16 protein-coding genes are annotated in these 12,882 nt (G+C 33.7%); all 16 read left to right on the top strand.

Going from position 1 to position 12,882, the window contains the following annotated elements:
• The first annotated feature begins 287 nt into the window (after positions 1-287).
• A complete protein-coding gene (gene DarG, locus P2W65_RS05735) occupies positions 288-692 on the top strand; it encodes a flexirubin biosynthesis protein DarG (RefSeq protein ID WP_289664109.1) in 405 nt (134 codons plus the stop codon).
• Positions 693-1,691 carry a BtrH-related acyltransferase DarH gene (gene darH, locus P2W65_RS05730; protein ID WP_289664106.1) on the top strand — a complete coding sequence of 333 codons (999 nt, stop codon included), beginning with the start codon at positions 693-695 and terminating at the stop codon, positions 1,689-1,691.
• 63 nt (positions 1,692-1,754) lie between these two features.
• Positions 1,755-2,453 (top strand): ABC transporter ATP-binding protein, encoded by a 699-nt coding sequence (locus P2W65_RS05725; protein ID WP_289666164.1) that lies wholly within the window; start codon positions 1,755-1,757, stop codon positions 2,451-2,453.
• Positions 2,443-3,723: an ABC transporter permease gene (locus P2W65_RS05720; RefSeq protein ID WP_289664104.1), complete on the top strand. Its 1,281-nt coding sequence runs from the start codon at positions 2,443-2,445 to the stop codon at positions 3,721-3,723. Before P2W65_RS05725 ends, P2W65_RS05720 begins: the two co-directional genes overlap by 11 nt.
• A complete protein-coding gene (locus tag P2W65_RS05715) occupies positions 3,698-4,147 on the top strand; it encodes an acyl-CoA thioesterase (RefSeq protein WP_091490305.1) in 450 nt (149 codons plus the stop codon). Before P2W65_RS05720 ends, P2W65_RS05715 begins: the two co-directional genes overlap by 26 nt.
• A gap of 139 nt (positions 4,148-4,286) precedes the next feature.
• On the top strand, positions 4,287-5,426 hold the full coding sequence (locus tag P2W65_RS05710; RefSeq protein ID WP_289664102.1) for a beta-ketoacyl-[acyl-carrier-protein] synthase family protein: 1,140 nt from the start codon (positions 4,287-4,289) through the stop codon (positions 5,424-5,426).
• Between the two features lie 86 nt (positions 5,427-5,512).
• On the top strand, positions 5,513-6,190 hold the full coding sequence (locus tag P2W65_RS05705) for a hypothetical protein (protein WP_289664100.1): 678 nt from the start codon (positions 5,513-5,515) through the stop codon (positions 6,188-6,190).
• A gap of 19 nt (positions 6,191-6,209) precedes the next feature.
• Positions 6,210-6,827 carry a 3-oxoacyl-ACP synthase gene (locus P2W65_RS05700; protein WP_289664099.1) on the top strand — a complete coding sequence of 206 codons (618 nt, stop codon included), beginning with the start codon at positions 6,210-6,212 and terminating at the stop codon, positions 6,825-6,827.
• Between the two features lie 2 nt (positions 6,828-6,829).
• On the top strand, positions 6,830-7,087 hold the full coding sequence (locus P2W65_RS05695) for a phosphopantetheine-binding protein (protein WP_017496902.1): 258 nt from the start codon (positions 6,830-6,832) through the stop codon (positions 7,085-7,087).
• 139 nt (positions 7,088-7,226) lie between these two features.
• Positions 7,227-8,426: a beta-ketoacyl-[acyl-carrier-protein] synthase family protein gene (locus tag P2W65_RS05690; protein WP_289664089.1), complete on the top strand. Its 1,200-nt coding sequence runs from the start codon at positions 7,227-7,229 to the stop codon at positions 8,424-8,426.
• Between the two features lies 1 nt (position 8,427).
• Positions 8,428-9,489 (top strand): beta-ketoacyl synthase N-terminal-like domain-containing protein, encoded by a 1,062-nt coding sequence (locus P2W65_RS05685; RefSeq protein WP_289664087.1) that lies wholly within the window; start codon positions 8,428-8,430, stop codon positions 9,487-9,489.
• A 74-nt stretch (positions 9,490-9,563) separates the two neighbouring features.
• Positions 9,564-10,262: a polysaccharide deacetylase family protein gene (locus tag P2W65_RS05680; RefSeq protein WP_289664085.1), complete on the top strand. Its 699-nt coding sequence runs from the start codon at positions 9,564-9,566 to the stop codon at positions 10,260-10,262.
• Positions 10,263-10,409: 147 nt separating this feature from the next.
• The gene (gene lolA2 / locus P2W65_RS05675) at positions 10,410-11,036 is read left to right on the top strand and encodes a flexirubin biosynthesis/transport protein LolA2 (RefSeq protein WP_289664083.1); all 627 of its coding nucleotides are present in this window, start codon (positions 10,410-10,412) and stop codon (positions 11,034-11,036) included.
• Positions 11,002-11,637, top strand: coding sequence for a flexirubin biosynthesis protein LolB2 (lolB2, locus tag P2W65_RS05670; protein WP_289664082.1), 636 nt, complete (start codon positions 11,002-11,004; stop codon positions 11,635-11,637). Before lolA2 ends, lolB2 begins: the two co-directional genes overlap by 35 nt.
• A 37-nt stretch (positions 11,638-11,674) precedes the next feature.
• A complete protein-coding gene (locus tag P2W65_RS05665; protein WP_289664081.1) occupies positions 11,675-12,268 on the top strand; it encodes a porin family protein in 594 nt (197 codons plus the stop codon).
• A gap of 2 nt (positions 12,269-12,270) precedes the next feature.
• Positions 12,271-12,882, top strand: coding sequence for an outer membrane beta-barrel protein (locus P2W65_RS05660; protein ID WP_289664079.1), 612 nt, complete (start codon positions 12,271-12,273; stop codon positions 12,880-12,882).

Here is a 12,882-nt window from a genome sequence, read left to right as displayed (position 1 = left end):
TCGGAATTCTGGTTCTTTTGCTTGGGTTGGTTTTCTTGTTTTGGCATTTTACTTACGACCCTCATAAATATTGCGACGAAACCGGACACAGACATGTTGACGGCGGTTTAGGATTTTTTGTCCTGATATTTTTGATAACCCAAATGTTTTATTTGGGATTACTAATAGAAATGATTTATTTATTCATAAAGAAAAAGCGAACCTTGGCTTTCGCCAATCTTGGATTTTTAATAATTAGTTTATGTATAGTTTCGGTCTGTATGTTTCTAATGAATTAAATTAGCACTATGGAAAAAGACAACGTACCACAAGATACCAGCAACTTAACGAAAAACAACGTTAAAGAGCTTTTGTATGCAACAGATGAAAATGGAAATTACACCACAACATTGAGTACAGGCTGGGAACCAAAAACAATCGCACTTTCGAATTCGATCGATGAAATAAACGAACGTATTGCCGATGCCAAACAACAGGTTCTAAATGGCGAAGCAAGTCCGATTGTGTATTTTATGGAAGTCAATAAAATGGATCTTACTATTTTATCCAGTTATGTAGGATTTTGGAAATGGCGTGTAAAAAGACATTTTAAACCGAGTGTTTTTGCAAAACTAAATGATAAGATTTTAAAGAAATATGCCGATACTTTTGAAGTATCAATTGAAGAATTAAAAAACAGCATTACCAAATAAATGGAATTAACTTTCACACATCATCAGTCTGCTCATTGCGAGAATGGAGTAGCGTCGAATCTGCTAAAAAACAGCGGACTAAACATCAGCGAACCGATGGTTTTTGGTATTGGCTCAGGATTATTTTTTGTATATCTGCCTTTTATCAAAGTGAATTATGCACCGGCAATCAGTTACAGAACTTTGCCTGGACAAATCTTTAATAAAGTTGCCACTCGTTTAAATTTAAAAATAAAAAGACAAAAATTTTCATCGGTATCCAATGCCAACAAAGCATTAGATGAAAATCTAAAAAATAATATTCCAACTGGATTACAGGTTGGGGTTTACAATTTAAGTTATTTCCCAGATGAATATCGTTTTCATTTCAACGCACACAATTTAGTCGTTTACGGCAAAACCGAAAAGGATTATTTAGTAAGCGATCCTGTAATGGAAACCGTAACCACTTTAACTCACGAAGAACTGGATAAAGTTCGTTTTGCCAAAGGAGCTTTTGCACCGCGCGGTCAAATGTATTATCCAATTCAGATTCCACAAAACGTTGATTTAAAATCTGCTATCATTAAAGGAATCAAAAATACGTGCAGAGATATGTTGGCGCCAATGCCAATTGTAGGTGTTCGCGGTATCAAATTTGTATCCAAGCAAATTAGAAAATGGCCGATAAAACACGGAACCAAAAAAGCCAATCATTATCTGGCGCAAATGGTTCGTATGCAGGAAGAAATTGGAACTGGAGGCGGAGGTTTCCGTTTTATTTATGCGGCATTTTTACAGGAAGCTTCGGTTATTTTAAGTAATGACGAGTTAAAAGAACTTTCTAAAGAAATGACAAAAATTGGCGATTCATGGCGTGATTTTGCTGTTGAAGCTTCTAGAATTTACAAAAATAGAAGTGCCAAAGAAGATGCTTACAATACCATTGCCGATGAGCTTCTGGACATTGCGAACAGAGAAGAAATCTTTTTCAAAAAACTAAAAAAAGCGATCAGCTAAAAATATATTTTGCAGTCTATAATTAAAATAGAATCCCTTTCGAAAAAGTACAAAAATGCAGAAATGTATTCTTTGAACAACGTTTCGCTGGATATAAACGAAGGACAGATTTTTGGGTTGCTTGGCCCAAACGGTGCCGGAAAAACAACTTTAATTTCGATGCTTTGCGGATTGATAAAACCAACTGCTGGACATTTTACCATTGATGGTTTAGACTATCAGCATCATTCCTCAAAAATTAAAAAAATTATTGGCGTTGTTCCTCAGGAATATGCCTTATACCCTACTCTTACAGCCAGAGAAAACCTGCTGTATTTTGGAAGTATGTACGGTTTAAAAGGAAATGATTTAAAAGATAAAGTAATTGAAACTTTAGATCTTTTGGGTCTTTTAAAATTTGCCGATAAACAAGTACAGACTTTTTCTGGCGGAATGAAACGCCGTGTTAACCTGATTGCTGGAATCCTGCATAATCCAAAAGTTTTGTTTTTAGATGAACCAACCGTAGGTGTTGACGTTCAGTCTAAAAATGCGATCATTGATTATCTAAAAGTTTTGAACCAAAACGGAACAACCATTATTTATACTTCGCATCATTTGGCTGAAGCCGAAGATTTCTGCAGTAATATTGCCATCATCGATCAAGGACAGATTTTTACCAAAGGAACACCTTCAAGTTTAATTAATTCTGTTGAAGATGCGCGAAATCTTGAAGATGTTTTTATATCATTAACCGGTAAAGCTTTGAGAGATGCTATATAAAATTTGGATGTCGGTTGTGAAAGAATTTTTACTGCTTAAACGTGATTTGGGCGGTTTGATTATTCTGTTTATAATGCCTTTGGTTTTGGTTATTACTGTGACTTTAATTCAGGACAGCACTTTTAAAACGGTAAGCGATTCTAAAATTCCGATTTTATTGGTTGATAACGATAAAGGTTCTGTTTCAAAAACCGTTTTTGAGAATTTAGAGAAAAGTAATTTGTTCAGCGTTGTCACGCAAATCGACAACAAAGCTGTTACAGAAGATGTTGCCAGAGAAAATGTCCACAGAGGAAAATTTCAATTGGCTATTATAATTCCAAAAGATTTAAGTACAGATTTACAGGCCAAAGTAGATCAGAATGTAGAAAAAATTGTCAGCAGTTTAGGTTTGACAGACAGTACTGCAACCGAACCTAAACGAATAATAAAAGAAAAAGAAGTAAAACTATATTTTGATCCTGCGGTGCAGATGAGTTTCAAAAATGCGGTCATGAGTTCTATTGACAAAATGATTTCGCAGATAGAAACTAAATCCATTTACACTACTTTTCAAAATCAGCTTGGCGAAGGCACAACCGATTTTGAACAGAAAAGTTTCATTACTTTTAAAGAAATAATTCCAACGATTAATAACAAAGAAGTCCGTCCAAATTCAGTGCAGCATAACGTTCCAGCCTGGACGCTTTTTGCTATATTTTTTATTGTAATTCCGCTATCGATCAATATTGTAAAAGAAAAATCGCAGGGAACTTTTGTTCGATTAAGAACTAATCCTGTTTCTAATTTAGTGGTAATTATCGGGAAAACCATTACCTACTCTGTCATTTGTATGATTCAGTTTTATATGATGGTTGCCGTTGCCGTATTTTTATTTCCATCAATCGGATTGCCATCATTAAATATCGAAGGCCATTTATTTTTAATGAGTGTCGTTGCCTTATTTTCAGGTTTTGCTGCAATAGGATTTGGAATTTTACTAGGAACAATTGCGAGTACACAGGAACAATCGGCTCCTTTTGGTGCAACTAGCGTAATTATTTTAGCTGCAATCGGCGGTATTTGGGTTCCTGTTTTTGCCATGCCAAGCATCATGCAAATCATTGCCAAATCGTCTCCAATGAACTGGGGATTAGAAGCTTTTTATGACGTTTTGTTGCGTAACGTTTCATTGTTAGAAATTATTCCAGAAATAAGTTTATCCTTTTTGTTTTTCATTCTCACATCAGCCATCGCATTATTTTATGATCAAAAGAAAAGAGCAGTTTAAAGAAGCCACGAACCTAACCGTTTCCCACGAAATCAGAATTCGTTTTAACGAAACTGATCCGCTTGGAATCGTTTGGCATGGCAATTATATTACCTATTTCGAAGATGGACGTGAGGCTTTTGGACGCGAACATGGTCTTACTTATCTGGATATTGCAAAAACAGGTTATACAACACCAATTGTAAAATCGACCTGCGAACATAAATTGTCATTGCGTTACGGCGATGTGGTCACAATCGAAACGACTGTTGTTGATACACCAGCAGCCAAAATGATTTATCGTTTTAAAATTATTGATGATAAAGGAGAAGTGGCGTGCACAGGAGAGACAACTCAGGTTTTTTTAGATGCAGCAGGTAATTTAATGCTGACAAATCCTCCTTTTTATGAGGAATGGAAACGAAAAGTTGGGTTGTTGAAGTAAGTTTCGTTCCTGCAAGGTTTCCAAAACCTTGTAGGTATATAAAATAAAATCTACGAAAAAACCTTTTTTCAGACAAAGCTTAAAATAAAAACACCTACAAGGTTTTGGAAACCTTGCAGGAGAAATCAAGAATCATAAAATGTTAAGAGAAATATACATTACAGAAACCAATTGCATCACACCTTTAGGTTTTGATGTTGAATCAAATGTTGAGGCGATTCTTCGCGGCGATTCCGGCATTCAACTTCATAGTGACATTTCTTTAATGCCCAATTCATTTTATGCTTCTATTATTCCTGATGAAAAAATAAACAGTGCTTTTGCAAAAATCAGTACTGAAACCAAATATTCCCGTTTAGAGAAAATGATGATTTTGGCTTTAGAACCAATTATCAAAAACTCAGGAATTGAATTAAATTCAAAAACGGCTTTTATACTTTCTACCACAAAAGGAAATGTTTCGGCTTTAGCAGATGACTCTGAAGAAAGTTTCAACAACGCACACTTAGATGTTTTGGCAAAAAATGTTTCCGATTTCTTCAAATTTCAAACACAGCCCATTGTAGTTTCAAATGCTTGTGTTTCTGGAATTTTAGCAGTTTCAATTGCTAAAAGAATGATTCAGTCTGAATTGTACGACAAAGTTTTTGTTGTAGCCGGCGACGAAGTTTCAGAATTTGTTTTGTCTGGATTTAATGCCTTTCAAGCGATGAGTGAACTGCCTTGTAAACCGTATTCTAAAAACAGAACTGGAGTAAGTTTAGGCGAAGCAACAGCAGCCGTTTTAGTTTCGGCGGAAGCCAAAAACGCCAAAATAAAAGTAATTGGCGACAGTTCAATAAACGATGCGAATCATATTTCTGGGCCATCAAGAACAGGCGAAGGTTTGTTTATAAGTATTCAAAATGCTTTGAAAGAAGCCCAAATTGGAACTGATAAATTAGATTATATTTCAGCTCATGGAACGGCAACACCTTATAACGACGAAATGGAAGCGATTGCTTTAAATCGTTTAGGTTTACAAAATGTTCCTGTAAATAGTTTAAAAGGATTTTACGGTCATACTTTAGGCGCTTCAGGATTATTGGAAACCGTAATTGCGATAGAATCTGCCAATCAAAACACACTTTTTGAATCAAAAGGTTTTGATGAAATTGGGGTTAGTGAAACCGTAAATGTTATTGAGAAAAATGAAGAGGCGAATATTAAGTATTTTTTGAAAACAGCTTCTGGGTTTGGAGGGTGTAATACAGCTGTGGTTTTTGAAAAGATAAAGTAAAAATTAACTGTTCGGAAATTCCGAACAGTTGAAAATAAAATCCAACTTGCAAGGAAATCTTGAGAGTTCAAAATATTTAAACGTAAATGAAACTGTCAAAATTCATATTTGTAACTCTAGTTCTTCTTTCATCTTTTGGATGTAAAAAGAAAGAAGTGTCTGAATCTGATTTTGAAAAACATGTTTTAAAGAATGTCTTTGTAGAAATTGTAGATTCTATTTATATGGATAGGAGAATTATTTCTCCACCACCAATGCCAAAAAGAGATTTTAAAACCAATAAAGAAGATACTATTGGATATCATAAAGAATTAAAAGAATATTGGCATTATCGAGATAGTATCAAAAACGATAAAGCCAGAATATTAATTGGTGTTTATGATACAATAACAAAAATAAGTTCTCTGGAAACAGAAATGATTCAAAAACAAATTAATCTTTCAAGTTACGACACTTTAAAAGAAACCGAAGAATATACATTTGACTTAAAGCCTTTTAAAAACAACAAAAAGTTTCATTTTGAAAAAGCTTCCAAATATTCTAATGAAAAATATTGGGACTTAAACGACATCAGTAATTCTGTGATACCTGTTGGAACAGTTTTTATATCCCGAATTCAATTTGATAAAACAAAAACAAAAGGAATTTTAACGGCTGGAGCTTCATGTGGAGGAGGAAAATGCGGAAGGGGTTTTCTAGTCATAATTGAAAATAAAACTGGAAAATGGAAAGTAAATAAAATTATTCATCTTTGGGATTCATAACTGAATCCGTTATTAAAAAATGACTCAAAACAAAACCTACATACAATCCTACATCACAATCCAAAACAACGAAATTGTTTTGAACGGAACATCTGTTTTCAAAATTGAACCAACTGATTTTGCTGATTTCTCGAAACAAGCCTATCGCAATTTTGAAATGCAATATCCAAAGTTTTTCAAAATGGATGCTTTGAGCAAACTGGCTTTTTTAGGATCAGAATTGCTTTTGAGTCCAATAACTTCTACGGAAGAGGAAAATAATATCGCTTTAGTTTTGGCCAATAAATCTTCAAGTTTAGATACGGATGTAAAATATCAGGAATCGATTTCAGACAAAGAAAACTATTTTCCGAGTCCGGCGGTTTTCGTTTATACACTGCCAAATATTTGTTTGGGCGAAATAAGTATCCGTCATCAGCTTAAAAGTGAAAATTCTTTCTTTATATTTGACACCTTTAACACTGAATTTATGTCGAATTATTCCAATATTCTTCTGAATACGAATAAAGCAGATCTGGTTTTGTGTGGCTGGGTAGAATTTTTTAAAGACGATTATAAAGCTTTTCTTTGCACAATCAGCGTGACAGAAAACACAGAATTTACAAACGAAACTATCAATACATTATACAATAAATAAGCATGGAAGCATTAAAAGAAGAATTGAAAAACAAAATTATCACAACTCTAAACCTTGAAGATATCGCAATTGAAGACATTGCTGATAATGATCCTTTGTTTGGAGATGGTTTAGGTTTAGACTCAATTGATGCACTTGAATTGATCGTGATTTTAGATAAAGATTACGGAATTAAATTAGTAGATCCGAAAGAAGGAAAAACAATTTTCCAGTCTATCGAAACTATGGCAGCGTACATCAGCGCTAACAGAACTAAATAGATTTCAGATTTTAGACTTTAGATTTTAGATTCCAGTTGGAAATCTAAAATCTAAAATGGTTTAAAAATCCGTCGACTTTGTCAAAGGTTGAAACTTTGACAGAGCTCTAGAATCTACAATCTAAAATCATAAATCTAAAATGACAAAGGGTGTTGCAATAACGGGAATGGGAATTATCTCTGCAATCGGGAATTCGGTTGAAGAAAATTATCTTTCGTTGATCGAAAATAAAATCGGTATTTCCCGTATCTCTAATATTTCTACAGTTCATGCAGAGGTTATCAAAGTGGGCGAAATTAAAAAAACCAACGATGAATTGAGCAGCGAACTGGAGCTAAACAGTGATAATAATTTTTCGAGAACCGCTATGATTGGTACTTTGGCAGCAAAACAAGCTGTTGAAAATGCTGGCATAACTGCTATCAACGAATTTAGAACGGGACTCATTTCGGCTACAAGTGTGGGCGGAATGGACATGACAGAGAAACATTATTACGATTATTTTGAAAAACCAGAATTGGTAAAATACATTACTTGTCATGACGGCGGCGATGTTGCCGAAAAGATTGCCGAAGAATTAGGTTTAAAAGGAATGGTTTCGACCATAAGCACTGCTTGTTCCTCTGCAGCCAATTCGATTATGTTGGGCGCAAGATTGATCAAAACGGGAAAACTAGATCGTGTTATTGTAGGCGGAGCCGATGCTTTGTCCAAATTCACCATCAACGGATTTAAGACTTTGATGATTTTATCTGACGATTACAACAAACCTTTTGACAATAACAGAAAAGGATTAAACCTTGGCGAAGCAGCAGCATTTTTGGTTTTAGAATCGGATGAAGTTGTTGCCAAACAAAACAAAAAAGTGCTGGCTAGAGTTTCGGGTTACGGAAATGCAAACGATGCTTTTCATCAAACAGCTTCTTCTGAAAATGGAGACGGTGCTTTTCTGGCAATGAAAAAAGCGTTTGAAGTTTCAGGCCTAAAACCTTCTGAAATTGATTATATCAACGTTCATGGAACCGCAACACCAAATAACGATTTATCGGAAGGAAGAGCTTTACGCAGAATTTATGAAGAAGAAAAAGTTCCAGATTTTAGTTCTACAAAACCTTTTACGGGTCACACTTTAGCAGCTGCAGCAGCAATTGAAGCGGTTTACAGTGTTTTGTCTCTTCAGAATAATGTCGTTTATCCGAATTTGAATTTCGAAACGCAGATGGAAGAACTCGATTTGAGTCCGCAAACTACTTTAAAAAATAAAAACATCGAGCACGTTTTATCCAACTCTTTTGGATTTGGAGGAAACTGTTCAACCCTTATATTTTCAAAAAGCTAAAATGAAAAAAACATATATAAATGGAGTAGGCTGTATTTCGACTCAAAAAACATTTGATACTGTTTTTTTAGAAGAGGCCAATGTAAATCACGATGAAAATGTGCTGGCAATTGTTTCGCCGGCATACAAAGAATATATTTCGCCGGCTGCAAGCCGAAGAATGGCAAAAGGAGTAAAAAACGGAATCGTAGCTTCGGCCTTAGCCATGAAAGATGCTAATGTTGAAAAAGTTGATGCCATCATTACTGGAACTGGTTTAGGCTGTATCGAAGATTCTGAAAAATTCCTGAAAAGTATTTTAGACAATAAAGAAGAATTTTTAACGCCAACTTCTTTTATCCAATCGACTCATAATACAGTTGGTGCACAAATAGCACTTTTGCAGCAATGCAAAGGTTATAATTTTACGTATGTAAACGGTGCGGTTTCTTTTGAATCAGCTTTGATTGATGCTAAAATGCAGATTGAAGAAGAGGAAGCCAATTCAATTTTAGTGGGTGGTGTTGATGAAAATGGCGATTATACCACTGCGCTTTTCAAATTAAACGGACGTATTAAAGCAGATAATACTGCTCCATACGATGTTCTAACTTCTAAAACAAGCGGTGCCGTTTATGGCGAAGGTGCTAGTTTTTTTGTTTTAGAAAATGAAAGAAAAAACAATACTTACGCTGAACTTCTGGATGTTGCAATCGTAAATACGCTAGAAATAAATGAAGTTGAAACTGAAATAAAATCATTTTTGAAATCTAATAATTTAGAAATTTCAGATATCGATGCTTTGGTTTTAGGTTTTGACGGAAATGCTTCTTTCGAAAATTATTATAGAAATCTAGCGGAAAATGCTTTCGCAAAAACTCCTGTTTTGTATTATAAACATTTAAGTGGCGAATATGATACAGCTTCGGCTTTTGCTTTTTGGATGGCTTCTAAAATTTTGAAAACACAGGAAGTTCCAGAAATCGTCAAAGTAAATTCGGTTGCAAAACCAGCTTACAAAACTATTTTATTGTACAATCAATTAAGTGGCAAAAATCATAGTTTTACGTTACTATCCAAATGATAACGCATAAAAACATCTCGATATTTTTTATCCTTTTATTGCTTTTAATGTTTCTTGCAAACTTTATTATGCCAATGAATATATGGTATTATTGGGCTGTAGTTTTCCTTTGGATTGGAATAAATGCTGTTGGTTCTTCGAGAATTTCTTCTAATTATCATGTAAAAGCCTATTGTAATAATCCATTAGAAACGGAGAAAAAAATTGCACTTACTTTTGATGACGGCCCAAGTATTTACACTTTGGAAGTCTTAGCACTTCTGAAAAAATACAATACCAAAGCTACTTTTTTCTGCATTGGGAAAAACATCGAAGCACATCCAGAAATTATTCAAAAAGTTATTGAAGACGGACATTTGGTTGGCAATCATTCGTACAGTCATTCTAAGTTTTTTGATTTTTATCATGAAGACAAAATAGCTGAAGAACTTCGTAAAACGGATAAACTGCTGGAAAAATTCACTTCTAGAAAAATCAACTTTTTTCGTCCTCCTTATGGGGTTACGACGCCTTCAATTCGAAGAGCATTAGAAAAAACAAATCATAAAGTAATAGGCTGGAATATTCGTTCACTTGACGGCGGAACCAAAAATCAGGAATTCATCTTAAACCGAATTACAAAACAGATTTCTCCCGGCGGAATCGTACTTTTGCATGATACCGGCGAACACTCTGTTTTGGTCTTGGAACAGTTTTTGCAATTTTTACAGCAAAATAATTATAAAGTGATTTCTGTTGAAGAATTACTGAAACTTAATGCTTATAGAAATTGAACGCGGATGAAACAGATTCGCTATCGCGAAGACGCGGGTAAAAGCGGATTTTATTAAATTAAAAATTCGCAGAAATTGGTGACTCGAGCGATAGCGAACAGACGAAGTAAATTCGTGGCGAAAAAACAAAGCACAATTTTAAAAATTATGAAAACTAAAATAGCTCTACTAATTCTTTTTATTTCAGGCAGTTTATTTGCTCAGGAGCAAAAAATGTCAGCTGCAGAAATTGCTCAATTTAAAGAAGATGTAAATGTGGTGGCGAAAAAAATCAAAACTTTAAGTACCGATTTTGTTCAGTACAAACATTTGGATTTTTTATCAAAAGATATTGAAACTTCTGGAAAAATGGTTTTTAAAGAACCTTCTCTTTTACAATGGCAATACAAAAAACCATACAATTACAGCATTACTTTTAAAAACGGAAAAATCCTGATTAATGACGAAGGTAAAAAAAGTGCGGTTGATATGGGCGACAGTAAAATTTTTGCGAGAATTAATAAGTTAATCGTAGGAAGCGTAAGCGGTAACATGTTTGATGATAAAGAGTTTACGATTTCGTATTTTAAATTGAAAGGTCAAAACTTGGCTAAATTTATTCCGAAAGATGCAACGCTGAAAAAATACATTAAACAAATTGAACTGACTTTTGACAAGGAGGAAGCAACTGTGGTTCAGGTAAAACTATTAGAATCATCTGAAGATTATACTAGAATTGTACTTAAAAATAAAGTGATCAATGCAAAAATCGACGATTCAGTTTTTACTAATTAATTTCGTTTTAGCTCTTGTATTCGTTTCCTGCGGTTCGGTTACAAAAAATTATACGCCTAAAAAATTAGACAAAACCTCTTATACGGTTCCTTATTTCTCCGATTCCAAAACCGATTATGTTTACAAAACTAATATCAGTGTTTATGGAAATGAGTTATCAGGAATTTTTATTGCCAAGAAAATAAACGACACTACGCATCGCGTTGTTTTTACAACTGAATTCGGAAATAAATTAATGGATTTTGAAATTTCTGAAACCGACTTTAAAGTCAATTCTATAGTTTCAGAATTAGATCGAAAAATATTGATCAACACTTTAAAAGAAGATTTTCGTTTGCTTTTAAAAAAAGAATATTTGATTCAAGAACAATTTGAAAATGACTCAAGTGAAATTTATAAATCAAAAGAAGGCAAACGCGATAATTATATTTTTATCTCGAAAAAAGATCAAAAATTAGAAAAGATTGTTCAAGCTTCTAAAACAAAAGAAAAATTTACACTGCTTTTCAGTTCAGAAAACAATATTTTTGCTGAAAAGATTCAGATAATTCATCAAAATATTAAGCTTAAAATCGAGCTGAACTATTTTAAATCAGAATAGAAAATTAAACTAATCATAAACTTTAAATTAATTCAAAATGAGAAAATTTGTGGTAATTGCATTTGTTTTGTTCTTTGGAATTCAATCCTCTCAGGCACAAGTAAAAGTTAGTCCAGGTTTAAGAGGTGGATTAAATATCTCAACTTTAACCAACGTAGATTCCAATAAATCAAAATCTGATTTTTATGTTGGAGGATTAGTAGATATTAAATTCAATAGATTTTTTTCGCTGCAACCTGAGATAACGTATTCCAGACAAGGTGATGAAGATAGCTATTTTGAAAACGGCCGTTATTATTCTGAAAAGTATGAGTTGAATTATATAACATTTGGAGCAGTTGCAAAGTTTAATTTTAATGGTGGCGGTTTCCACTTGTTGGCGGGTCCTTCTTTGGATTTAAAAGTTGGTGATAATTACATTAATTCGAATCCCGAAGATTTTGATCTTGCTATTGTTGGCGGCGTTGGTTATACACTGCCAAATGGTTTGACCTTTGAAGCGAGAATCAAACAAGGATTGGTGGATATTTATGGTTATGATTATTATGATAATGACGGATATTACACTAATGATGCAATCTTAAATCAGGTTTTTCAGATTGGAATCAGCTATAAATTTAAAACCAAATAAGCATGAATAAAAAATACGTTCTTTTTATTGCTGTTTTTTTTGCAGTCTTAAATATACAAGCCCAAATAAGTGTTAAACCAGGTTTAAGAGCCGGATTCAATTTTTCGACGATTTCTGAAATGCATGCCGATTATAAAACAGATTTTTATGCTGGAGGTTTTACAGAGATTAAAATAACGAAAATTTATGCATTGCAACCAGAAATCAATTACAGCCGACAAGGTTCTAATAATGTTGCGAGAAACTATTATGATGAAAACACACAAACAAATAAAGTAGAACATCTAGATCTAGACATCAATTATTTGTCGCTTTCCATATTAAATAAGTTTACTTTGCCACAAGGAATTCAGTTTCAAGCTGGGCCAACTTTAGACATTTTGTTAAATGACAATCTTGCGGTTAGAAAAGCACAGAATGATCTTGGTTTGGTTTTAGGAGTTGCTTATGCACTTCCATCGGGTTTGACATTTGAAGCTCGTTTTAAGAAAGGTTTACTTGATGTTTTGAGCAGTGATTATTATCAAAACAACTCCAATAATTATTATCTATTTGGAGATTATAATACAAATATTAATTTTCAATTAGGGGTTTCCTATTCATTCGGAAAATAA

This window comes from Flavobacterium panacagri (assembly GCF_030378165.1).
Taxonomy (GTDB): Bacteria; Bacteroidota; Bacteroidia; order Flavobacteriales; family Flavobacteriaceae; genus Flavobacterium; species Flavobacterium panacagri.
The sequence above is the reverse complement of the archived record's forward strand: the minus strand, read 5'-3'. Positions and strand labels throughout refer to the sequence as shown.